This is a genomic window from Vibrio agarilyticus (genome assembly GCF_012641465.1).
In the GTDB taxonomy this organism is placed as follows: domain Bacteria; phylum Pseudomonadota; class Gammaproteobacteria; order Enterobacterales; family Vibrionaceae; genus Vibrio; species Vibrio agarilyticus.
Window position 1 is genome coordinate 319,662 of record NZ_JABAIK010000002.1, and the last position, 23,047, is coordinate 342,708.

The window sequence follows — 23,047 nt, forward strand, 5'->3', positions numbered from 1 at the left end:
GACCATTATGGGATTTTGGAATCGAAAAAAACACCTTCAAGATCAGACCGAGTCTAACCTCGTGGGTGAGGGCCAAAAACCGCCGCGCGATCCATATCTAGCGGCAGAGTCAGCTTCTGTCGAACTGTCAAAGGAGCAATTGCTTTCGGCCCTCAATGCCGCGCAAACCGCATTAATGATGGTCGATAGAGATTTCAATATCACTTATGTTAATAACCAGTCAGTTACGTTGCTTAAACAGCACGAGCGCGTTTTTCAGACGGTCTGGCCCGAATTTCGTGCCGATAAAGGTTTTCTTGAAGGGTTTTGTATTGATGGTTTTCATCAAACCCCAAGCCACCAGCGGCAATTACTCGCAAACCCGGCAAACCTACCTTATAAGACGACGATTAACATTAAGGGCATTCTTTTAGAATTGAATGTCGGTGCGATTATCGATGGGACGGGCAATTATGTCGGCAACACGTTGGAGTGGAGTGACGTGACCGAGCAGGTCGCCCAAAACGATCGCATCGCCCGCTTACAAGCGGCGGTCGATCAAGCTCAAACGGCCCTCATTATGATTAATCGTGACTTTGAAATTACCTACATTAATCAAGAGACACTGACGTTATTTCAACGCCATGAAGCGGCGTTTCGCACCATTTGGTCTGGGTTTACCGCCAGCAGTGAATGGTTAATGGGACGTTGCATTGATGAATTCCATCGACAACCCGCGCATCAGCGAGCGATGCTCGCCAATCCCGATAATCTGCCCTACAAAACAGATATCTCTGTGGGTGACGTTAAAATTGAGCTTAATGTTGCCGCAGTCCACGATGCAAAAGGTGACTATATTGGTAATTCACTCGAGTGGCGCGATGTGACTGTTGAACGCGCGCGCGCGGCGGAAGTTGGCAGGCTTGCCTCTGCTGTCGCAGGCATGACGACCAACTTAATGATGGCCGATGAACACGGAGTTATTCAATACGTTAATCCGTCGCTCAACAAATTGCTTCGCAGTCGGGAGCGCGACATTCAGCGCGCGCTGCCGAGTTTTGCTGCGAATAATCTTGTGGGTAAGAGCATTGATATTTTCCACAAAAACCCAGCTCACCAGCAGGCGATCATAAATAGCCCCGATAGACTGCCGTTTTCATCCGACATCAAAGTCGGCGGACTTGAGTTTAACCTTACCTGTATCGCCATGCGTGATAATGACGGCAACTATATGGGGCCAGCGCTGCAGTGGGTCGATATCACCGAACAGAACGATGGCCAGCGTCAGGTCGAAGCGCTCATTCAAAAAGCGATTGCGGGTGAATTGGAAGAGCGAATTGATACCACAGCTTATTCCGGATTTATGAAGCAGCTGGGCGATGGTATTAATAGTTTGCTCGATACTTTGGTTGAGCCGCTGAATCAATGTGTCGCGGTGATGAGTGATGTGGCTAAGGGCGATCTCAATCATCAAATGACGGATGACCACCAAGGCGAATTTGGTCGTCTCTCCAGTGCAGTGAATACATCGATTGAAAATTTGCGCAACATGGTTGCTAAAATTACCGCCTCATCAGCCAGAGTGGCCACCGCATCGACAGAAATTGCTGATGGTAATAACGACCTTAGCCAACGGGTTGAGGCGCAAGCATCCAACCTTGAAGAGACTGCCGCAAGTATGGAGCAAATGACTGCAACGGTGCGGCAAAATGCCGATAACGCTCGTGGCGCCAGTGAATTGTCAGAAGAGGCCGCAAAAAAAGCACGCAAAGGTGGCAGTGTTGTGGGTCATGCGGTTTCTGCCATGTCTGATATTAATCAGGCAAGTAAAAAAATCGCGGACATCATAGGGGTGATTGATGAAATCGCTTTTCAGACCAATTTGTTGGCATTGAATGCCGCGGTCGAGGCCGCGCGGGCGGGTGAACAAGGAAGAGGTTTTGCTGTTGTCGCTGGTGAGGTGCGCAATTTGGCTCAGCGCAGTGCCGCTGCGGCAAAAGAGATAAAAGGGCTGATTAACGATAGCGTAGATAAAGTCGAAGAGGGCTCTCGTTTAGTGGATGAGTCGGGAGCGACGCTGAATGACATTGTCGATGCGGTGGCGAAAGTCTCGGAGCTTATAACGCAAATTGCGCAATCGAGTATTGAGCAATCGACTGGTATTGATGAAATTAATCGTGCGATTGCCACGATGGATGAAATGACCCAACAGAATGCGTCCTTGGTTGAACAGACATCGGCCGCCAGTCAATCGCTCAAATCTGAAGGAAAAGAGCTGATCAATTTGATGCACTATTTTCGTTCAGACGCTCATGTGACTTCGTTGGATCCAACGTCGCTAACTCAGCCGTCCCATTTGCCAACAAACGCGGCGCGCTCGCTGACCGTCAGTTCGGTAAATGGCGTTGGTCGGTTGTCGAAAAGCCGTTTAACACCGATCCAGCAATCGAATATCCGACAAACGAATTTACTCGATGGCGAGGAGAGTAATGAATGGGAAGAGTTTTAGCACTTGCTGAAAATGAAGAGTTCGAGTTAACGGATCAAGATTACAAGTTCATCCAGTGGTTTATTCATAAAAACGTTGGCATTTTTCTCTCTGATCAAAAGCGCAATATGGTTTATGGCCGAGTCAGTCGCAAGCTGCGTGAAAAAGGTTTAAGACGTTTTGCGGATTATCGTCAATGTATCGAGAGCGATGAGCAGGATCGGCGCCGTTTTATTAATGCGATTACTACCAATAAAACGCATTTTTTTCGTGAGTCACACCATATTGATTTTCTCGAGCAGCAATTGGTGCCTAAGTGGCGAGGTCAGGCCAAGCGGTCGATTTCAATATGGTCGGCCGGCTGTTCAACGGGAGAAGAACCTTACAGTTATTTGGCTGCACTGAAATGGACTGGAATGCTTGAAGGGGAGCAGGAAGTGACGCTACTGGCGACGGATTTAGACACCGACGTTTTGGCGACCGCAGCCGCTGGAGTTTATCCTCAAGCTGCACTGGACTCGATACCTCATCGATACCTTAAAGGTGCTTTTCTACGCGGTTGTGGCGCTCAGCAAGGCAAGATCAAGGTGCAAAAGTCGTTGCAGCAATATGTGCGATTTTGTGCGCTTAATCTATTGGATGCTTGGCCATCGAACCTGAAATTTGACTTGATTTCCTGTCGTAACGTTTTGATCTATTTCGATAAAGAGACGCAACAGAATCTGATCCATCGTTTTTATCAACATTTGCATCCCGATGGTGTCCTATTTTTAGGTCACTCAGAAAGTGTCGGCGCTCAAGCTGCGCGATTTCAGCATCTTGGTAAAACGATATACACCAAGGACCATAGCCATGGTAACCAATGAGTTTTGTCGCCCAAAACGCCGCTTTGCTCATGCTGTGCAGCGACAAAACGCCGCCAATGGACTTCGGTCAATGGTTCGAGTACTGCCTGGCGGCCTTTACTGCACCCGTTATCCTGAAACGATCACAACAGGTTTGGGCTCCTGTATTGCCGTGTGTTTGTGGGACAACAGTACCCAAATTGCGGCAATGAATCATTTTGTTTTACCAAAGCCTTGCCTACGTGAAGCGCTCGAAACACCGACGGATTTAGCCTTGGCGAACCGCACGGTTTTGAACGCGCACTCTCTGCGCTTTGCTGAGCCTGCGATGCAAGCCTTGATTACCGAAGCAGAAAATCTAGGAGCTTGCCGCGCGTCGATGGAATTTAAGATCTTTGGCGGAGCGCAACTGCTTGGGGCCACTGAAGGTCAAAGTGATTATTCAGTTGGAGAGCAAAATGTGGCTTTCATTTTGGCGTATATGCGCCAGCAACAGCTGCGCATCACAGCCAAGGATCTGGGCGGTCTGTCGCCGATGCGTATTCAATTCGATTCGAGCTCGGGAAAAGTGTGGCGTCAGCGCTTGCCACTGAATCTTGAGGTTACTTGGGTATAGATGAGAAGGAGAAGATCATGCGTCCAATTAAAGTGCTGGTTGTTGATGACTCACCCGTATTTCGCGCGCTGCTCAGTGAGATCATCGAAGCGGATCCCGATCTTAGCGTGGTCGGGTGTGCAGAAGATCCTTATCAAGCCAGAACGATGATCAAGGCGCTCAATCCTGACGTGCTAACGCTTGATATTGAAATGCCCAAAATGAACGGTGTGCAGTTTTTGAAAAATTTAATGCGTTTACGGCCCATGCCTGTGGTGATGATCTCAACCCTCACGCAACATGGCGCTAATGCGACGCTGTTAGCGCTTGAACTGGGTGCGATTGATTATTTTCCCAAACCCGCGGTGGATGACACGGCGGATCTTCTTAACTACAAACGATTAGTGAACGAGAAAATCAAATCGGCAGCCAGCGCGCAAATCATTCAGCCATTTTCATCGGCATCAGAGCAGAGATCAGATTTGTCATCGTCGGTAACGTTGAACTCCGCAAATACGTCAGTACCGAATCCAAGCGATAGTCATGTTGATCTTATCGCGATAGGGGCATCGACCGGAGGAACGGAAGCCGTGAAACAGCTTTTAAGTGCTCTGCCTTCGCAAATGCCACCGATTGTCATCACTCAGCATATCAGTGGGCTGTTTTCAGCCGCATGGGCTGCAAGGTTAAATAGCGCGTCTCAATTGACCGTGTGTGAACTGGGACAAATGTCTACACAACTGCAACCGAATCACGCTTACGTTGCCGCTGGCGACAGTCATTTATGTGTCACTCGAAAAGGCAGCATCTTGTATGCTCGCCGTGAGGATTCGCCGCCAGTAAACCGTCATAAACCGTCGGTGGATGTGATGTTTGATTCCGTGTGTCGCAACTGTGGCAAAAAAGCGATAGCGGTACTTTTGACGGGAATGGGGCGTGACGGCGCGCGCGGCATGCTGGCGCTGCGTGAAGCTGGCGCTTTGACAATCGCTCAAGACGAACACAGCTCGGTGGTGTGGGGAATGCCCCGCGTAGCTGTAGAACTCGGTGCTGCGATGAAAGTGAAGCCATTACACCAAATACCCCGCGCAATTTGTGAGCGGTTACAGCGGCCAAGTCATGCTTCATTAGAGAGAGAGAGACGATGAATCAGAGAAAAACCACTTCAACATTCTCAGGCAGGCTTTATTTGGCCTTAGTTCAACTTGGGATCATTGTGGTTGCGTTGACCGTTTTTGATGGAACGATAGCGTTACTGGTGTTGACCATGGCGTCATTTATCCCTTGGCTTATTCTGCCATTTGATACGACGTCAGCCCAAAAAGCGGCGTTTCAAGACGAAGACGATAACGTGTCACGGGAACACGTGTCGCACGTTTTGAATAGCAATGGGTCGCAGGCGCGTTTTTCTCGCGTTTCTAAACCACTAGGGACGTTACTGGCCGTTATTGTAGAGCGCGTGCGTGATCCCTTGGCTCGGCAACGACAAGTATTACAAGAATCGACCGACACGTTAAATAAGAGCTTTTTGGGTTTGCGCGATGTGTGTGAACAACAAAGCGAGGTGACACACAGTTTGGTCAATGGATTGCTGGCCAATCAAAATAGCCAGTACAGCTTGACGCAGGTGCTGCCAAAAACGGAAGCCATTATTAATAATTACGTTGATATTCTCTCTAAAGTAGCTGAACGTAGTCAGTCTGCCGTGACGAGTATTCAGGATATGTCGGAAAAATTGACGGCAGTGTTTAAATTGCTTGAGCAGGTTCGTAATTTGTCCGAACAGACCAATTTACTGGCGTTAAATGCTGCGATTGAAGCGGCTCGCGCCGGGGATGCTGGTCGCGGATTTGCCGTGGTTGCGCAAGAGGTGCGAGAGCTTGCCTTCAAAGCGGCGGAGCTCAATACGCAAATCGGTCAAGAAATTAATGTCGCACAAAATACGGTAGCGAATGCGAATCAATCGGTGAGTGAAATGGCGGCGATAGATGTCCATGATGCCATTGACTCAAAACAACAAGTCGATGAGATGCTGCGAGGTGTTCAGCAAATGAACACGGAAATTGAAGCAGAAATTCACACGGTAGCCCAACTGGGGCAACAGATGACACGGCGTGTGGCTGATGGCGTGCGAGCGTTACAGTTTAGCGATATTGTGTCCCAGCAAGGTGACTATGCGAGTCAAAGTATAACGACGCTCGAGGCAGTTCAACATGGTCTAGCCGGCTGTTTTTCTGGCGAGCTGAGTGAGCAGCAATTGATGCTACGAATAGAATCTTTACTAGACGAAGAAAAACGCCGTGATAATGCCGCAGCCAATCAGACCAGTGTGAAAGAAGGGGAGGTGGAACTATTTTAAACACAATCGGCACATGCTTGGCGTGATACCTACGCCTTCAAGTCGTTTGGGTATAAAAAGTTGGATTTGATGCACCTCTCGGTGTTTACGATTAATTGTGTCGATTAGTGACGCAGTGCCGATATTTATTATTGTATTATGGGCAGTTAATTGGCGATTTAATACACTGGGATCATCATAGTTGTAGGCCGCCAATTTTATTTATGTGGAAATATTGCCTGTCATGGGATGACAAACATGACAATATCATCGCCAAACTACCCCGCGATCGGAAACTGTCTGAACCGTTAAAACGCCGCACGCTCGATGCGCAATTGCGCGCGATGGATGCAGAGAAATTGTTTCTTCATGAGCAAGATATCATCCAATTTATCGAAGCCACCTTGGGCGAATTTCCTGACGCTTATGAAGGCATACGCATTGCTCAGCGCCTTGACGCTCAAATTCAGGTGGAATTGAGTCAGGCAGACATGCTGGCATCAATTACCATCGTCGGTAGCTACGGCGGTAACTCAGTCAGTGGCCACGATATTGTGCAGGCTTTGGCGCAGAATCAAATCAAAAAGGGTATCAATAAGCTTGCGTTAAAAAAGGTGCTGGTCAAAGGTAACCAACTCAGCGCGGGGCAGCGTTTTACCCAAGTGGTTGCGGCGGGAAAACAACCGGTCAATGGTGAAGACGCCCGTTTTATACCTCTAGTGGAAGACATCACAAAACGCATTCTACGGCCGCAACAATCACACGAGAATGACGGCAAAGTCGACATGCGCAATTTGGGCCAAACCATCTCTGTTGAGGAAGGGCAACCGGTTATGCGCTTAGAACCTGCGACACCGGGCCTGGCTGGATTTACGGTTCAGGGACGTGTGATAGCCCCCAAACCAGGTAAAGATAAGTCACTTAAAGGCGGCAAAGGCACAGAGGTCAGTACGACAAATCCACTCCTGTTAGTCGCGACCAAACCTGGTACCCCTTTGATCAAGCATGGTGTGGTAGAAGTGGATGATGCGCTTGTTATGACGGAGGTCAGCGTTGCAACAGGGCATGTCTCATTTAACGGTGATTTATTGATCACCGGCAATATTGAGTCCGGCATGGTTGTCAAAGCGGCAGGCTCGATAACGGTTGGTGGATTTATTGAGTCGGCCAATGTGCAAGCAAAAGACGATATTATCGTGGGTAAAGGTATCATCGGGCACAATGTGGGGGAGGAGGACGCGCGTTCTTGTGTGGTCCAATCAAATGGCTCAATTGTCGCAAGCTACGCCCAGTTTGCCGAGCTTTCTGCAAGGAAAGATATTGAATTGCAGCTGCATTGTATGAACAACAATTTACGCTGTGGTGGCGATCTGACGGTGGTTGATCCGCAGCAGCGTACAGGCACTCTAAGTGGTGGCACCGCTTTGGTTGGCGGGCGGGTTTGCTGCGTCTCCTTAGGCGTTGAAGGGGATACTGCGACCCTAGTGCATGGGTTTTATCGTTATGCGGGCTTGAAAGAGAAACAGCAGCAACTTAAAGACGCATACAGTCAGGCTCAAGCGGAAACCATGGCGGTGATTCGTAAGGAGTTAGAGCTGAAAAAAACGCCCAAATCTGAGCGGGATCCTAATGCGCAGCAAGAGATTGATACGCTGAAGGCACAAAACAGTGAAGCGGTTGCCAGCGCGCAAGCTGAGCTGGAGGCATTTGAAGCCGAGCTGGAACGTTTGCTCACCGTCAATACGATAGAAGCGCTAAAGCAAGTTCATACTCGAGTGACGGTTCAATTTGGTGATGAAAAAATGATCATCAAACGTGCGACAGGTGCCGGGAATTTCGTTTTTAATCAATATGAAATTCGAGCCAATACGGCAATGAAAGCCGAAGATATTACGCTTGAGCCACATTAATAATAGGGTCTTTTGATTCTCCCCATGCCTCTGTGTTTATCAGTCGTCAATCAGTCAGTAGCACCAAGCGGTTTGGCAATGGCGCAGGATATTTAAGTGAGAGCACATGCTCGAAAGTGCCAATTGCAGCGTCGTTTTCTTGAGAGTTTGCTCCGTCTGATCCAGTGCTTGTTGTGTCTTTTCATCGCGAATTACCTCATTACTGGGCTGGATTGATGTAACGCATTGTTGGCACTGATAAGCGCCAGTAAGCAAAAAACGCCATTGCCGCGACACAGGCATGCGGCGGTCGCAGTTTAGCCTTCTCTTTGAAACGTAACCTTCGATTACTGCACACTCTTTGACCTAAAATTGAGCAAAGTCTATTTTTGAGCTAAATCTCTCATTATAAGGCGTCGGCGAGGTGCTTGAGTTTCACCACGGTTAAGCGCACAATCAACTGAAAAAATGAGGAGATAAGATGGAACTTGCCGATATTCGCCGTGAGTATTCACGTGGCGGTTTACGTCGTAAAGACTTGCTGGCCAATCCAGTTGAGCAATTTAACCTATGGCTTGAGCAAGCGGTAAATGCCAAATTGACCGACCCAACGGCGATGACAGTTGCCACTGTCGATGAGACGGGGCAGCCCTTTCAACGTATTGTGCTTTTGAAAAACGTTGAGGCGAATGGTTTTGTTTTTTATACCAATCTGGCCAGTCGAAAAGCGGAGCAAATTGCTCATAATCATAAGGTGAGTTTGCACTTTCCATGGCACCCACTCGAACGTCAGGTGCACATTACTGGAGTTGCAGAAAAACTCTCAACGGTTGAAAACATAAAGTATTTCACCTCTCGTCCAAAAGAGAGTCAATTAGCCGCGATTGCCAGTCATCAAAGCAGTCGAATTTCGGCTCGCGGTGTGTTGGAAGGTAAGTTTTTGGAGCTTAAACAGCAGTTTGCGAAAGGTGAGATTCCGGTGCCGAAATTTTGGGGCGGTTACCGCGTGATCCCCCAAACCATTGAGTTTTGGCAAGGGGGCGAGCACCGTCTGCACGATCGCTTCTTATTCAGCCGAGAGTCAGGTGGCTGGCATATTGATCGCCTAGCGCCTTAAAGTCGTCATGGGAGCGACACGCCTTGGCGCGGCGGCGGTGTTCGTTTAGCGCCTATCTGCTGGCCAAATTGTTTGAGCATAAAATCAAAAATCCACAGTCCGTAACTTGATATCGCATGATCATCGTTCCGGAAGTATGATCATGCGATATGTCTTAAAGATCGAGAGGTTATCCACGAGGTCGAGAACTCGCGTATTTGAGTTAAGCGCGGCGAGTATGGGCAAATATTCGCGGCTGGTATATGATGCGCAGTGTCTTGGTTAACCGTCCTTTCACCTTTGATGCATCATGAATAATCCCGTAGCTGATCAGCCATTAATTTATCCTTCACCAAAGCCTGCAGAGCTAATTACTTTGCCGTCTTATATGGATTGTCACGATCACCAATACACTCAAATTGTGATTGGTTTAAAGGGCCAAGCAGAGTTTGAAGTGCGTGGCAAAGGCAATCTGGTTGGGCCAGGACAAGGGTGTGTGGTAACCGCGTGTTCTGATCATGCGTTTGGTGGTGTGATTGGACAATCGGATATTTTGGTTCTTAATATGCCCATACCCGGCAAGGACGATCCATTGGCCTTACAAGCACTGAATCATTTAGCGGACCACCATCTTTATTTTCAGCTTGATAGCCAAATTCAAAAGCTGATCCAAATGTTGGTGGCAGAAATGCAATCTAGTCCGAATGATCTGTTACTCAGCCGAGCGTGTAACGATACGGTGATGGCGTTATTGCAGCGACACATTCGCAGTTTTGATCATTCTCGGCGCGATCCGCGTTTCGATCTTGATGCAATTGACCGCTATATCGATCAACATCTCAGCCGCAAGATCAGTGTCGCTCAACTGGCGGGCAGCGTTCTTTTGGGCGAGAGTCAATTCCACAGCGTATTTAAAGATCAAATTGGCGTCACACCGCATCAATACGTGTTAGGAAAGCGCGTTGATCGCGCGCGCGAATTGATCGAACAAGGACATTTAACACTAGGGCAAGTTGCCGAGTTGACAGGGTTTTCCGGACAAAGCACTTTTACTCATGCGTTTTCTCGCTTACAGGGGATCTCGCCATCGCAATACAAAAAGCAGATCTCTACGGCCTGTTGACCTTTCGATCTGACATTCATTTATACCCAAACAACGTCACATTGCAGATGTGCCAGTGCGCTCATTTGCCCATCTACTGAAATATTCCCACTAACGATCAATCGACCTATACAACGTGATATGTGCAATTTACTTGGACTAGTCAGACGCTTAGGTCGATTTTTGCTCGCCGTAAAGTTAAAATTTTTGGTTATAACTGGTTAAATCTAAGTGTAAAAATAGAGTTTTTCACAAATTAAACGGACTTTTTGACAAGTTGGCTTTGTCGCTGCAAAATACCTAGCCATAGAAGGGATATTGATGGTGAATATACCCGTCCTACTTGAAGTTGCAGCGGTGTTGACGTGCACTCACAAACCTCATCACATAGTTTATCTATGTTCACGAAGTGTTCACGAAGTGCTCAGAGGCTTTGTTCGCTGGTCGCCTACCTGAGTCTTCAAGTTGTTTGGGTATAGATGCCCATGTCTGCTTATTCACCTAACCACTGCGCTATTTCTGAAAGCATGATCAAGGAAATCTAACCTTTGTGCTTCAGCGACTATACCCAAACAACGTAAAGTGAAAAGGGTTTAGCTGTACCTTTAACCAGTTTAGGCAATATCTCAACTCGGGTTTATACCCGTCCTACTTGAAGTTGCAGCGTTGTTGGCTGGCTCTCACAAACCTCATCACATAGCTCGTCTATGCTCAGAGGCTTTGCTCGTTTGCCGCCTACCTGCAACTTCAAGTTGTTTGGGTATATCACAACCAACGATTTTATTTACAGCTTAGCCGCATCATGACAGTGATATCGCGCTGAGAACATCATTCAAAAGAGGACTTCAGAATGATAGAAGATAGCTTGGCGATTACTACGACCTTTATTGCGTACCTGATTATCATGGTAGGTATTGGGGTTTTTGCCTATTTAAAGACCAAAAACTCGTCAGATTATTTTTTAGGTGGTCGTAGCTTAGGCCCATGGCCCGCAGCGCTTTCGGCTGGTGCATCAGATATGAGCGGCTGGTTACTGCTCGGTTTGCCAGGCTACGCCTATGTTGCCGGTATTGAGGCATTTTGGATTGCGGGCGGTTTGCTTTTGGGTACTTGGGCTAACTGGCTTATTACCGCGAAACGTTTGCGTACATACAGTATTCAAACAGACTCTTTAACGCTGCCTGAATTTTTAGCGCGCCGTTTCGATGACAAGTCAAACCTTATTCAAGTCATTTCTGCCTTTTTTGTTCTGCTCTTTTTCTTGTTCTACACCAGCTCTGGTTTAGTAGCTGGTGGCAAACTGTTTGAAACCGTTTTTGGTTTGGATTACGGCATTGCTGTGGTCATCGGGACGGTTTGTGTTGTGTCGTACACGCTCTTTGGCGGCTTTTTAGCGGTCGCTTGGACGGATTTGGTGCAAGGCTTGTTGATGGCCGCAGCACTGATGATCGTGCCGATTGCGGTGATGGAAGGAACGCCTGCGGATCTTATCGATAACATGCACGCGATTAATCCGGAGTTATTGACCCTTTGGCGTGATGTGAAAGGCGAGCCGCTATCAATGATTGCTATCGTGTCTCTCGTCGCGTGGGGGCTTGGCTATTTTGGTCAGCCTCATATATTGGCGCGTTTTAAAGCCTCACGTACTAACCGTGAGCTGACAACTGCGCGTCGTATTGCTGTCGGTTGGACAGGCATTTCAATGATTGGCGCATTAACGATTGGTTTGGTTGGTTTGGTCTATGTGACGAATCATGCAGGTGTCAAATTAGAAGATCCAGAGAAGATTTTCATGCTGCTGGTTGATGCCGCTTTCCACCCAATTATCGCGGGCATTCTCTTGGCGGCGATTTTGGCGGCGATTATGAGCACGGCTGACTCACAACTTTTGGTGTCATCATCGGCATTGGCAGAAGACTTGTACAAACAGGTATTTAACAAACAAGCCACGTCGGATCAAATTGTCAAAGTGGGCCGTTATGGAGTGGTGATTATTTCGATTATTGCTTTGACGCTGGCAATGACCCCTGACAGTACAGTGCTTGGCTTGGTGTCTTATGCATGGGCCGGTTTTGGTGCCGCATTTGGCCCTGCTGTGGTGCTTAGCCTTTATTGGTCGGGTATGAACCGCAATGGCGCGCTGGCTGGAATCATTGTGGGTGGCGTTACTATCGTGGTGTGGAAACAGTTGACTGGCGGTTGGTTCGATCTGTATGAAATTGTTCCTGGGATTGTGTTCTCAACCATCGCCATTGTGGTGGTAAGCAAATTGAGTGGCGCACCCAGCGATTCAGTCAAGCAGCAGCATGTTGAGTATCAGCAAAAGCTTATTGAACTAGAATGATTGGATTTACACTGTAAAGTGTTTTCATTTCGATATCAGTTTATGCCCCACGTGTTGGGGCATTTTTGTGTGAGCAATTTACAGACTGTGCCAATGTATTTTGGCAAATTGTCATTAAAAATTGAACGCGTAGCACAAAAATAACTAAATGCTTAGTTTTTATGACGTTTTTAACACACAATAAGCAATCGAACGAAAAAGCAGCAGCGAGGGAACAGATCATGGCAAAGGTTTATTGCTCAATGTGTAAAAAACACACACCACATAAAGTGGTGATGAGGCGATGTAAACCGGAGGTCACGTCTGTTACGGCTCAGTTGAGTCACTTCGCGCACATGGTGGGCAAGTTTGTCTCTGGTACTCACTATTACGATATGGAACCACAGCATTTTTGCCGTTGTTGTAATCAGCAAACGCAAAATGTCGCTTTGAGTAAGCGAGATTTGGCCACAGTAATTGCGCAGCCAAACCCACTTCTTCCCCATTCTCGCGGTTGATTATTCGCTTTCAACGATAGTCATCGCGTTGCTGGCTTACTCTATTTCATCATAGCGTTTGTCTATGCTCGAAGGCTTTGTTCGTTCGCTGCTTAGCCGTTTTTTCTAGTTGCTTGAAGATAAGCCATTACTTTCCGCTTTGATAAGCGCCAGCTGAATAGGTTAATTCATAGCTGTGAGAATAAATCTCCAGAATGTTGCCAAATGGGTCTTCCATATAAATCATGCGATAGGGCTTTTCACCTGGGTAGTAGAAACGGGGCGCTTTCATGCGTTTTTTCCCGCCAGCGGCGACAATTTTCTCTGCCAGTCCTTCGACATCAGGATCTTGAACACAGAAATGGAAAATGCCCGTTTTCCAGTACTCAAAGTTATCTTGCGGATCTTCTTGATTCTTAAATTCAAAAATTTCCACGCCAATCTTATCTCCGGTAGATAGGTGTGCGATGCGAAAATGCTCCCAACCCGCACCAAATACATCGGTACACATCTCGCCAATCGCGGACTCATCCTCAGTGATGGTGGTTGGTGGCATGATGAGATACCAGCCCAAAACCTCAGTATAGAATTTGACTGCGGCGTCTAAGTCTTTTACCGAGATACCTATGTGACTAAATGTGCGAGGGTAGGTGTGATTCATAGTGAACTCTTTACTGTGTCGTTGAAACTCAGTTAAGCATAGTCGTTCGAGAGAAATTGCTAAAATTATCAATATTCATCATTTTAATAATTTTACGTTATTTTCTTCGTCTCGATAGCGCACTGATGCTGAATCAAGCTGCGAGTAATCTCATCAATGACACGAGATAAGTGGGTCACTTGGTGATTTGCATGCCAAACTTTGCTGTGTTTATGGGAAGGAGAAACGCAATGGCACAACAAAAAACCAAAGTATCTACCCACGAGAAAATGGACAAGCTATACGATGATCCTGATGACAAGCACAACAAAGATCATCTTGAATATCGCGCGCATGAGCCAAGCCATGGGCGCCATTTGCATGGTGGCGTTAATTCGCACCGAGGCACGCACCACCATCATAAAACAGTGCACCATCACCATCACTATTATGGCCCTGTGACCATTGTTCAATCGTCGCAAGACAGTGATGAGGAGTAACCTCCTCTATTAATAGTTTAGCGGTAGGTGGCGCTCGCACGTGATATTGGACCGTCTAGCAGCGCGTTATGCTGCTCAGCCTTCATATTCAAAATATGAAAAAAAGCCGCTTTGATAGCGGCTTTTGAGTAGGTGATTATGGCTAGCTTTTATACCCGTTCCTTAGAGCAGGTCAAAACGGTCTGCGTTCATCACTTTGCTCCATGCGGCAACGAAGTCTCGAACTAATTTCTCTTGACCGTCGTTCTGTGCGTACACTTCTGCATAGGCACGTAGCATTGAGTTTGAACCAAAGACCAAATCAACTCGAGTTGCAGTGTATTTGACACTCTCATCGCTGCGAGCAACGATGTTGTATGAATTACGTCCGGTTGGGATCCAGCGATAGTTCATATCGGTTAATGTGACAAAGAAATCGTTGCTCAACGTGCCGATGCGGTCGGTAAAGACGCCGTGCTGGCTGCTCTCAAAGTTAGTACCTAGCACACGCATACCACCGATAAGCGCAGTCATTTCGGGGGCAGTAAGGCCAAGCAATTGCGCGCGGTCAAGAAGCATTTCTTCTGGCGTTACAGCGAAGTGTTTCTTCTCATAGTTGCGGAAGCCATCAGCAGAGGGTTCCAGTACTGCAAATGAGGTGACGTCAGTCTGCTCGGCACTTGCATCGCCGCGTCCAGCAAAGAACGGTACTTCAATAGCGAAGCCTGCTTCTTTGGCCGCCAATTCAACCCCAAGATTACCCGCAAGGACAATCACATCCGCAAGGCTTGCACCGGAATCTGCGGCAATAGGGCTGAGCGCCGCTAAGACGCGCTGTAAGCGTTCAGGTTCGTTTGCGTGCCATTCGTTTTGTGGTGCAAGGCGAATACGAGCGCCGTTGGCACCGCCGCGTTTATCGGAACCACGGAAGGTACGTGCACTGTCCCAAGCGGTGGCGACCATATCACCAATCGAAAGATCGGCTGCCGCAATCTTCGCTTTTACGCTAGCAACGTCAAATGCGGTGTTGCCTGCGGGAATAGGATCTTGCCATAGCAAATCTTCAGTTGGTACATCGGGGCCAACGTAGCAAGATTTTGGTCCCATATCGCGGTGCGTCAGTTTAAACCAAGCACGTGCAAATACATCGGAGAAATACGCAGGATCTTGGTGGAATTTTTCAGAAATCTTACGATATTCAGGATCCACTTTGAGCGCCATATCCGCGTCGGTCATCATTGGATTGTGGCGAATGGAATCATCTTCTACATCGACAGGTTTGTCTGTTTCCGCAATGTCGACCGGTTCCCATTGCCATGCGCCCGCAGGGCTCTTCGTGAGCTGCCAATCATGGGATAGCAACATGCTAAAGAAACCATTGTCCCATTGCGTTGGGTGGGTCGTCCAAGCGCCTTCGATGCCACTGGTCATGGTATCGCGGCCAATACTGCGTGTGGCGTGGTTCATCCAGCCAAGCCCTTGTTCATCAATATCTGCGGCTTCTGGATCGGGGCCGATATTCACCGGGTTACCATTACCGTGAGCTTTACCTACGGTATGACCACCAGCGGTCAATGCCACGGTTTCTTCGTCGTTCATTCCCATGCGCTCAAAAGTGACACGCATGTCGTGCGCTGTTTTTTGTGGATCTGGATTACCGTCAACGCCTTCAGGGTTCACGTAAATCAGGCCCATCATCACCGCCGCAAGTGGGTTTTCAAGGTCGCGTTCCCCTTTGCCATAACGGCCATTTTCACCGCCACTTGGCGCTAGCCATTCTTCTTCTGCGCCCCAATAAATGTCTTTTTCTGGGTGCCAAATATCTTCACGACCAAAAGCAAAACCAAAGGTTTTTAGCCCCATAGACTCATACGCCATGGTGCCAGCCAAAATCATTAAATCGGCCCAGCTAATTTGATTACCGTATTTTTGTTTGATAGGCCAAAGTAGGCGACGCGCCTTATCAAGGTTGGCGTTATCTGGCCAAGAGTTCAGCGGAGCAAAGCGCTGGTTACCAGTACTCGCACCGCCACGGCCGTCACCAATACGGTAAGAGCCTGCCGAGTGCCACGCCATACGAACCATAAAGCCGCCGTAGTGACCCCAGTCCGCTGGCCACCAAGCTTGACTGTCGGTCATGAAGGCTTTGAGATCGTTTTTGAGGGCTTCAACGTCAAGGGATTTTAAAGCATCGCGATAGTTGAAGTCGGCACCCAGTGGGTTACTTTTACTATCGTGCTGATGAAGAATGTCAAGGTTGAGGGCATTTGGCCACCACGCAACATTTGAGGAGTCGTTACGTGTTGCTGCGCCGTGCATAACCGGGCAACCGCCAGTGTGTTTTTTGTCCATTATTATTTTCCTTATAAAACGACCTAGTGCCTTGATTAGAACAGCTACTGCTTGCGCAAAAGGCAGGCAGCCGAGTTGGTGGAGTTGAACACAATGTGGAGAGACCAACTGCGGTGTTTTATATGCTGTGACCAAGACGGTTCGGGTGTCATTTGACAATGAGGAAAATACGCCTTTCTGAATGGCAATGACAATCGTTATTATCAATAACTGCAACAGTTTTGATCTATGTTAATTTATGGTGAACATAAAACAATAAATTGTTTTTTTTGTGACCGACACGTGTTTGTTTTATGATCTTGCGATTTTTACGGTACGCTTAGTTTAATATTCGTTTGATAAATGTTGCAGTTTGATTGTAATCATGGATGTAAAATGAACGGTTAAGCTATTTTCGCTAAACCGCTCATCTTAAGGTGAGTTGTGGAGGGGATTGGTTATTTAGATGAAAATTGTGGATAACGCGCTTTCATTTTTAGTGCCACATTAGCCAGTAAAATTAATACCGGTACTTCAATCAGTGGCCCAATAACACCCGCAAAAGCTTGCTCGGATCCTAAACCAAAGACGGCAATGGATACGGCGATGGCCAATTCAAAGTTATTTCCCGTGGCGGTAAAGGCGATGGACGCATTTTTGTCATAGGCGATCCCCATTTTTTTGCCAATCCAGAAGCTGACAAAGAACATCACCACAAAGTAGATAGCAAGTGGAACCGCAACCCGCAAAACATCCATTGGTAGCTCAAGGATCATTTCACCTTTTAGGCTGAACATCAAAACGATGGTGCCCAATAGCGCAATGAGCGTGATGGGAGAGATGCGCGGAATAAAAACGTCATTATACCATGCCTCGCCTTTCCAGCGGCTGAGCAGCGTGCGGCTTAAATAGCCTGCGGCAAACGGAATACCAAGATAAATCAGTACGCTTTCAGCAATTTGCGCGATTGAGATATCGACGTCAAAGCCTTGGTAGCCAAGCATGGGTGGCAATACACTGATAAATAACCATGCCATAAAACTGTAGGTCGCAATTTGGAATGCACTGTTTAATGCAACCAAGGCTGCGCCATATTCGCGATTTCCGCCACCGATGTCATTCCAAACCAATACCATTGCGATGCAGCGAGCAAGGCCAATTAGAATGATGCCCACCATATAACCGGGGTGATCACCAAGAAATGTCAATGCGAGAATGAACATTAAGATGGGGCCAACAATCCAGTTCATGATAAGCGAGAGGGTAATGGCTTTCTTGTCATGACGAACTTTGCCCATTGAGCGATAGTCCACCTTTGCCAATGGTGGGTACATCATCAAAATCAAGCCAACCGCCAACGCAATGTTCGTGCTACCAACACTGAGAGATTCGTTCCACTGCGCAACGTTGGGAAACAAGGCACCAATCGCGACGCCAAGCGCCATAGCTAAAAAAATCCATACGGTTAAGTAACGGTCTAAAAAGCGCATATTTTGTGCCGCGGATGCGTGCGCGGTTGGGGAAGGGCAAGTCTCGCTCATCACCATTTCCTTTCGTTTATCGTCGAAAGACGATTTATTTGAGGTTAACGACTCACCTTAGAAAGATGAGTCTGCCACTGATACCCGTCTCAATAGAACTTACTTGGGTATCGAATAACTATATCCGTCCTACTTGAAGTTGCGGCTGTGTTAGTGAGCTATCACAAACTTCATCACAGAGTTTATCTATGTTCACGAAGTGCACGGAGGCTTTGCTCGTTTACCTGCATCTTCAAGTTGTTTGGCTATACCCTTTCCACTTGAAGTTGCAGCGTTGTTGGCGGGCTCTCACAAACCTCATCACATAGTTCGTCTATGCTCAGAGGCTTTGCTCGTTTGCCGCCTACCTGCAACTCCAAGTTGTTTGGGTATATGGATTAGCCAAAAAGGCCATCAAACGTTAAAGAGAACTGGCTAAGTTGCTCACGATTGATGCGATAACACACTTTGGGTGGCATCGCCTCGGCAGTGATGAACCCAGCCTGTTTTAGAATACGCAAATGCTCCGATACCGTTGACTGCGCTAAGCCCAGCTCTGAGACCAAATCACTGTTTAAACAGCCGCCCATCTGATCAAGCGTGAGTAACATTTTCAGTATTCTGACGCGTGCGGGGTGAGCAAGTGCTTTTGCCAGCATGGCGAGCTGTTGCTCTTGTAACAGTGTTGCTTCACTGGCGCTAAGATCGATATTGGCCACACTGGCACAGGTTTTATTCATATCACACCTCAATCGTCGATTGACGATGAATTTACACCTGTTGTTGTGAGAAGGCAAGTAGATTGATTGACGTTATTTAGGTATAGCTGTCGGAAATATTCAATCGCTTCCTAGTGAGATAGCGCTATGATAGTGGCACTATTGACACAAGAGCAAAGCCGATGAACAGCGAAATCCCAACGCTTCAACAGCTCGGATGGAAACCCTTCTTTCAACAGCAACTCAGCTTAGAAGATTTAACGGAATACCATATTGGTCGTGTGATTGAACAGCACCGAGACCGCGTCGTTGTCATGTTTGAACAGGGGCAAAAAAGCGTAACTTTTACCAGTACTGATGACAGAGTTTGCGTGGGCGATTGGTTATTATTTGACGCGCAAAATAGAATGCATCGCCGACTAGAACGTCAATCCCTATTTGAGCGTAAAGCACCAGGTTCAAAGGTGGATACTCAGTTAATCGCCTCGAACATTGATACTGTCATGATTGTTTCGTCGTTAAACCATGACTTTAGTTTATGCCGTATCGAAAGGTACTTAACGCTCGCTCGTGAAGCTATGGTTGAGCCTGTGATCCTTTTAACTAAAGCCGATCTTTGTGAAAGTGCAGACGAAAAGCGAGCGCAAGTACAGCAGCTCGATCCTCTGCTCGATGTTCGCACATTGAATGCATTGGATGAGCATGATATTCAATCGCTTGGCACATACTGTCACCAAGGCAAAACGCTGGCTTTTCTCGGTTCATCAGGGGTAGGAAAATCGACGTTGGTCAACGGCTTGCTGGGTTTTGAGTCGATGCAAACCGGCAGCATTCGTGAAGAGGATAGCAAAGGTCGCCACACCACGACTCACCGCGCGTTAAAGTTGCTGCCTAACGGTGGTCTGTTAATGGATACGCCCGGAATGAGAGAGTTGCAACTTGGCAGCAGCGAGCAAGGAGTCAGTGAGACGTTTGCTGAAATTTCAGCGCTGGCGAGTCAGTGTCGCTTTTCGGATTGTTCACACCAAAATGAACCGGGTTGCGCTGTTCAACGTGCATTAGAACGGGGTGATTTAACCGAAAGGCGTTTAAATAGCTATCAAAAACTCCTGCAAGAGCAAGCGGTTAACGGAGCAACATTGGCTGAAAAGCGCTCTAAAGATAAGGCGTTAGGCAAGCTCATCAGCAGTGCTCAAAGCGCGACAAAAAAATACAAAAAAGGCTACTGAGTCTCGGATAACCTCCCGCATCTCAGATTGTGTTGCAAGAGAATAGGGCGCGTAGTCGCGCCCATACAAGGGGTTATTGGTGAATGGTGCGAATGCAACGGGTATAGAATGGCATGGATTTTTGCATCCCTAAGCCACTGCCAATTTGGTAACCCACAGCCCAAGCACTGTCTTTTTGACCTTTGTCGGTACGTAAGTCTAGCTCTTCTGCGGTTTGCTGATCTTTGCGCATATTCAGTGGTCGAGCAAACCAGAAGGGGCCTGCCACATCAGATGAGCTTGTCCAAAAGAACGATTTTGATGGCGTATCTGGGAAATATTGCTCATCAATTGCAGGCGAGGTTTTGTTGTAATTGACAATCGATACAGCCTCTTTGACATTTGGTAAACGCCAATCTTGATGACCGCCGAGGTTTAGATTTTCACAATATTGCATTGCCTCTTCCCAAGGACGCTGTTGAAAATCAATGTGTTTCTGCCACATTCTTTGGGTCACATTTTCGGTTACTGTGCCATTTTGATTATCAACATAGCTCATGTTGTGGTAAGCCGCGCCATTATCTGCGCGAACGCAGCGCACTAATTTGGTTGAAGCGGTATGTTGGCCCATGATGTGCGCATCCGGAAAGCCGATGTGCCAAACATGATCAGGGTGATCCGATTTCGGGAATGTCCAGATCCCTGCGGCCATACGAGGCATATTGGGAAAAGCGTTGGTATCAATGGCTGGGCGGAAGTTCCCGTAATCGGCGATACTTTGTAGCTCTTTCATCAGTGGAAAACGCCAATCTTGGTAACCATCCAGCTCTAGGTTTTCACAGTATTGCTCACCCTCAAGGGCGGTCATCCAGATACGAGATGCTTCGCGTTCCCACATCAGCTTGGTGTTGTTGTCGATAGTGACTTTGCCTGACTCACTGATGGTGTAATCGAGCGGCGCATTTATGTAGTCAGAGTCTTCCCCTTTGGTATCGGTAAAGTTCTGAATTTGGCCTGAGTCGGGCAGCTTAAACCCTTGTGGCGCTGGCATGCCAATACCAGAAATAAATTCGTGATACTCAATTTGAACCGGCTTTTGTCCCGAAACATAGGTGGCGATGTCGCGATAATCTTCTTCACTATACATTTTGGCAAATGGGTACATGATTGGCGCATCTCGGTTGGTGCGCGTTTCATCGCGATAGGCACGCATCTGTTCAACGATGTACATTGGCATTTGGCCTTTCAGTGGCGGATAGCGCTCATGGGTACTGGCCCCTTGCTCACCATGACACATTTTACAAGAAGCGTCGTATTTGGCTTTGCCACGCTTGAACGCTTCACTGTCCAACGCCTCTTGGGTTGGGTTATATTTCATTTTGCGCTCACTCATAAAGAGGGCCACGGTGGCCAAGTCGCGCGGTGGGTATCCGTACACTTTGAGTTTCATTTGCGATGAAATGCCAGACGTTCGTTCGTTGTCCATATCAACCCATTGATTGTAAAAATACTGCGGGTCAAAGCCTTCAAGCTTTGGGCTGAGTGTTTCTGGAACTTCTTCAAGCGCGGGACGGTGACAGCCAAGGTAGCAATCACTCACGATGAGGGCGGCGAGCTTGCGATCTGCTGGTGTCAGATCTTCAACAGTGCGGTTGATAATGTAATCGTAATAGCCGTTGTCGATGTCTTCGGCGGCGAATACGGTCATCGGTGTTGCTAGGCTTGCCGCAATGACAAGACCTAATATTGAGGGTTTATTCATCACAGATTGCCTTCTTGAGCATAGTGTTGGCGCAGTTGCGTTTGACGCGTTTGCATTTCATGTTTTAGGTTCGGGTGCGCGATGTCGTAATGGCAGCTTGCGCATTGATAATCGGGATCGCTTTGACGATTGGCAAAAGCCTGTTGATGCACTTGATCGCGAATAGGCGCGGTGGTATCGGCGTTAGTGGCCTTTTCTTCAAGGCCACGATGGCAATCAAGACACCCTGAGTCATACACAAATTCGGTTCGTTTATTGTGCAAGATCTCATAGTCCAGCACTTCTTTGCCTTCGATGTATTCTCCCCATAAATGGCGGATCCCTGATGTGCCTTTCACATACAAGGTTTCAACCACATTCGATTTCGGCAAATGACAATCAACGCATTCAGCAACGAAACCTTGGCTGTTGTTACCGCCATGAACGCTTCTTGCGAACGTCTCGACCATCGGTTCCATCGTGTGGCATGAACCACAAAACTCGTTAGTGCTAAAAACGTGCAGCACTTCAACGGCGGGCAGTGCCATCAGCGCGCCAATTCCGATACCAGCGGTTGTGATTAAGGCAACAATTTTGCCCTTGGTGCTTTTTATTGCATGAATAAGGGACATTTATTTTGTCTCCTTAGCGGCCGTGAACGCTTGGTACTGTGCCATTGTGACGACTTTGGCTTGGCATGGAATTTCGTCGTGATATTGAAGCCAAGGGACAAAAGTGTATTGCTCGCCTTGAATTGGACGACGGGTTAAATTGAATAGTTTTAAATGCGCATTTTCTAAGTTGAGCGACGTTACGCCATCGGGTTTTAGGTTGATGCGAGGTAAGCGTTGAGTCGTTGGTTGGTTAGGATTGGCCTGAATACGGATTTGCACATCTTGCGTTAGAGCATCAATGCGCCCTCCGACGATGGCTTCAGGAGAGGGAATACGTAACGCTTTTGTCTCCTCATCAATACGATAATCGATATCTAAAAATAAATACGTTTCATTGGCCTTAGGTTCTGGCTCGATAATAAAGCAGTGGTTGACGTTCACACTCGCGAGTGTGGTCGTGGATAATAATAGTGCTGAAAGGGGGAGGAGTTTTTTCATTATTGCCTCTAAAACTCTGTCATGACGAAGCAGTGGGGGCACATAAACTGCTCGTTTAGACATATAAGGAGGCCCGATTATAGCGAGGGGGCGATATTCCAAAACGCAATCTCTCTATCGCTGCTATGCAAAAACCGTATTAGCT

Annotated in this window: 19 protein-coding genes; 12 read left to right on the forward strand and 7 right to left on the reverse strand. The window is 47.6% G+C overall.

The features are described from left to right. Positions 1–7 precede the first annotated feature (7 nt). The 10 genes from aer2 (at position 8) to HGP28_RS03430 (ending at position 13,173) form a co-directional block, all read left to right on the forward strand. Complete coding sequence (gene aer2 / locus HGP28_RS03385; RefSeq protein WP_168835023.1) at positions 8–2,488, forward strand: aerotaxis transducer Aer2; 2,481 nt, start codon at positions 8–10, stop codon at positions 2,486–2,488. Further along, complete coding sequence (locus HGP28_RS03390; protein WP_168835024.1) at positions 2,473–3,333, forward strand: CheR family methyltransferase; 861 nt, start codon at positions 2,473–2,475, stop codon at positions 3,331–3,333. The genes aer2 and HGP28_RS03390 overlap by 16 nt, the downstream gene beginning before the upstream one ends. Continuing rightward, positions 3,320–3,928 carry a chemotaxis protein CheD gene (locus HGP28_RS03395; RefSeq protein WP_168835025.1) on the forward strand — a complete coding sequence of 203 codons (609 nt, stop codon included), beginning with the start codon at positions 3,320–3,322 and terminating at the stop codon, positions 3,926–3,928. The genes HGP28_RS03390 and HGP28_RS03395 overlap by 14 nt, the downstream gene beginning before the upstream one ends. Positions 3,929–3,945: 17 nt before the next feature. Then, entirely contained in the window at positions 3,946–5,055 is a 1,110-nt protein-coding gene (locus HGP28_RS03400) for a protein-glutamate methylesterase/protein-glutamine glutaminase (protein WP_168835026.1), read from the forward strand. Continuing rightward, on the forward strand, positions 5,052–6,266 hold the full coding sequence (locus HGP28_RS03405) for a methyl-accepting chemotaxis protein (RefSeq protein ID WP_168835027.1): 1,215 nt from the start codon (positions 5,052–5,054) through the stop codon (positions 6,264–6,266). Before HGP28_RS03400 ends, HGP28_RS03405 begins: the two co-directional genes overlap by 4 nt. 203 nt (positions 6,267–6,469) lie before the next feature. Further along, a complete protein-coding gene (locus HGP28_RS03410; protein ID WP_168835028.1) occupies positions 6,470–8,155 on the forward strand; it encodes a flagellar assembly protein A in 1,686 nt (561 codons plus the stop codon). Between the two features lie 460 nt (positions 8,156–8,615). Further along, complete coding sequence (gene pdxH / locus HGP28_RS03415) at positions 8,616–9,251, forward strand: pyridoxamine 5'-phosphate oxidase (RefSeq protein WP_168835029.1); 636 nt, start codon at positions 8,616–8,618, stop codon at positions 9,249–9,251. Between the two features lie 289 nt (positions 9,252–9,540). Next, a complete protein-coding gene (locus tag HGP28_RS03420) occupies positions 9,541–10,353 on the forward strand; it encodes a helix-turn-helix domain-containing protein (RefSeq protein WP_168835030.1) in 813 nt (270 codons plus the stop codon). A gap of 829 nt (positions 10,354–11,182) precedes the next feature. Continuing rightward, positions 11,183–12,676: a sodium/proline symporter PutP gene (gene putP, locus HGP28_RS03425; protein WP_168835031.1), complete on the forward strand. Its 1,494-nt coding sequence runs from the start codon at positions 11,183–11,185 to the stop codon at positions 12,674–12,676. Positions 12,677–12,897: 221 nt separating this feature from the next. Next, positions 12,898–13,173 carry a hypothetical protein gene (locus HGP28_RS03430; RefSeq protein WP_246225521.1) on the forward strand — a complete coding sequence of 92 codons (276 nt, stop codon included), beginning with the start codon at positions 12,898–12,900 and terminating at the stop codon, positions 13,171–13,173. 127 nt (positions 13,174–13,300) lie between these two features. Here HGP28_RS03430 and HGP28_RS03435 read toward each other — a convergent pair whose 3' ends face one another. Beyond that, positions 13,301–13,813 carry a lactoylglutathione lyase family protein gene (locus HGP28_RS03435; RefSeq protein ID WP_168835032.1) on the reverse strand — a complete coding sequence of 171 codons (513 nt, stop codon included), beginning with the start codon at positions 13,811–13,813 and terminating at the stop codon, positions 13,301–13,303. 230 nt (positions 13,814–14,043) lie between these two features. On the opposite strand from HGP28_RS03435, the gene HGP28_RS03440 reads away from it, so the two are divergent. Continuing rightward, positions 14,044–14,292 (forward strand): hypothetical protein, encoded by a 249-nt coding sequence (locus tag HGP28_RS03440; RefSeq protein ID WP_168835033.1) that lies wholly within the window; start codon positions 14,044–14,046, stop codon positions 14,290–14,292. A 162-nt stretch (positions 14,293–14,454) separates the two neighbouring features. On the opposite strand, the gene katG is transcribed toward HGP28_RS03440, so the two are convergent. The 3 genes from katG to HGP28_RS03455 all read right to left on the reverse strand — a co-directional run bounded on the left by katG (position 14,455) and on the right by HGP28_RS03455 (position 18,862). Beyond that, a complete protein-coding gene (gene katG / locus HGP28_RS03445) occupies positions 14,455–16,623 on the reverse strand; it encodes a catalase/peroxidase HPI (RefSeq protein WP_168835034.1) in 2,169 nt (722 codons plus the stop codon). A gap of 437 nt (positions 16,624–17,060) precedes the next feature. Next, on the reverse strand, positions 17,061–18,143 hold the full coding sequence (gene arsB / locus HGP28_RS03450) for an ACR3 family arsenite efflux transporter (protein ID WP_168835035.1): 1,083 nt from the start codon (positions 18,141–18,143) through the stop codon (positions 17,061–17,063). Positions 18,144–18,520: 377 nt separating this feature from the next. Continuing rightward, a complete protein-coding gene (locus HGP28_RS03455; protein WP_168835036.1) occupies positions 18,521–18,862 on the reverse strand; it encodes an ArsR/SmtB family transcription factor in 342 nt (113 codons plus the stop codon). A gap of 161 nt (positions 18,863–19,023) precedes the next feature. Here HGP28_RS03455 and rsgA point away from each other — a divergent pair, with 161 nt between their 5' ends. Beyond that, the gene (gene rsgA, locus HGP28_RS03460) at positions 19,024–20,070 is read left to right on the forward strand and encodes a ribosome small subunit-dependent GTPase A (RefSeq protein ID WP_168835037.1); all 1,047 of its coding nucleotides are present in this window, start codon (positions 19,024–19,026) and stop codon (positions 20,068–20,070) included. Between the two features lie 73 nt (positions 20,071–20,143). Here the strand turns inward: rsgA and HGP28_RS03465 are convergent, their stop codons facing one another. From HGP28_RS03465 to HGP28_RS03475, 3 genes are read right to left on the reverse strand one after another with little or no spacing between them, the layout of a single operon-like run. Next, entirely contained in the window at positions 20,144–21,811 is a 1,668-nt protein-coding gene (locus HGP28_RS03465; RefSeq protein WP_168835038.1) for an Lcl domain-containing protein, read from the reverse strand. After that, on the reverse strand, positions 21,811–22,422 hold the full coding sequence (locus HGP28_RS03470; RefSeq protein WP_168835039.1) for a cytochrome c3 family protein: 612 nt from the start codon (positions 22,420–22,422) through the stop codon (positions 21,811–21,813). Before HGP28_RS03470 ends, HGP28_RS03465 begins: the two co-directional genes overlap by 1 nt. Further along, on the reverse strand, positions 22,423–22,902 hold the full coding sequence (locus tag HGP28_RS03475) for a hypothetical protein (RefSeq protein ID WP_168835040.1): 480 nt from the start codon (positions 22,900–22,902) through the stop codon (positions 22,423–22,425). It lies immediately after the preceding gene. Between the last annotated feature and the right edge of the window lie 145 nt (positions 22,903–23,047).

What these genes read in the sequence shown, in the direction of transcription:
- arsB (WP_168835035.1), bottom strand. Translation starts at nt 18,143, where the DNA reads ATGAGCGAGACTTGCCCTTCCCCAACCGCGCACGCATCCGCGGCACAA.
- HGP28_RS03410 (WP_168835028.1), top strand. Translation starts at nt 6,470, where the DNA reads ATGTGGAAATATTGCCTGTCATGGGATGACAAACATGACAATATCATC.
- HGP28_RS03430 (WP_246225521.1), top strand. Translation starts at nt 12,898, where the DNA reads ATGGCAAAGGTTTATTGCTCAATGTGTAAAAAACACACACCACATAAA.
- rsgA (WP_168835037.1), top strand. Translation starts at nt 19,024, where the DNA reads ATGAACAGCGAAATCCCAACGCTTCAACAGCTCGGATGGAAACCCTTC.
- HGP28_RS03390 (WP_168835024.1), top strand. Translation starts at nt 2,473, where the DNA reads ATGGGAAGAGTTTTAGCACTTGCTGAAAATGAAGAGTTCGAGTTAACG.
- HGP28_RS03455 (WP_168835036.1), bottom strand. Translation starts at nt 18,862, where the DNA reads ATGAATAAAACCTGTGCCAGTGTGGCCAATATCGATCTTAGCGCCAGT.
- HGP28_RS03420 (WP_168835030.1), top strand. Translation starts at nt 9,541, where the DNA reads ATGAATAATCCCGTAGCTGATCAGCCATTAATTTATCCTTCACCAAAG.
- HGP28_RS03405 (WP_168835027.1), top strand. Translation starts at nt 5,052, where the DNA reads ATGAATCAGAGAAAAACCACTTCAACATTCTCAGGCAGGCTTTATTTG.
- HGP28_RS03470 (WP_168835039.1), bottom strand. Translation starts at nt 22,422, where the DNA reads ATGTCCCTTATTCATGCAATAAAAAGCACCAAGGGCAAAATTGTTGCC.
- HGP28_RS03475 (WP_168835040.1), bottom strand. Translation starts at nt 22,902, where the DNA reads ATGAAAAAACTCCTCCCCCTTTCAGCACTATTATTATCCACGACCACA.
- HGP28_RS03435 (WP_168835032.1), bottom strand. Translation starts at nt 13,813, where the DNA reads ATGAATCACACCTACCCTCGCACATTTAGTCACATAGGTATCTCGGTA.
- pdxH (WP_168835029.1), top strand. Translation starts at nt 8,616, where the DNA reads ATGGAACTTGCCGATATTCGCCGTGAGTATTCACGTGGCGGTTTACGT.
- HGP28_RS03465 (WP_168835038.1), bottom strand. Translation starts at nt 21,811, where the DNA reads ATGAATAAACCCTCAATATTAGGTCTTGTCATTGCGGCAAGCCTAGCA.
- aer2 (WP_168835023.1), top strand. Translation starts at nt 8, where the DNA reads ATGGGATTTTGGAATCGAAAAAAACACCTTCAAGATCAGACCGAGTCT.
- katG (WP_168835034.1), bottom strand. Translation starts at nt 16,623, where the DNA reads ATGGACAAAAAACACACTGGCGGTTGCCCGGTTATGCACGGCGCAGCA.
- HGP28_RS03440 (WP_168835033.1), top strand. Translation starts at nt 14,044, where the DNA reads ATGGCACAACAAAAAACCAAAGTATCTACCCACGAGAAAATGGACAAG.
- HGP28_RS03395 (WP_168835025.1), top strand. Translation starts at nt 3,320, where the DNA reads ATGGTAACCAATGAGTTTTGTCGCCCAAAACGCCGCTTTGCTCATGCT.
- putP (WP_168835031.1), top strand. Translation starts at nt 11,183, where the DNA reads ATGATAGAAGATAGCTTGGCGATTACTACGACCTTTATTGCGTACCTG.
- HGP28_RS03400 (WP_168835026.1), top strand. Translation starts at nt 3,946, where the DNA reads ATGCGTCCAATTAAAGTGCTGGTTGTTGATGACTCACCCGTATTTCGC.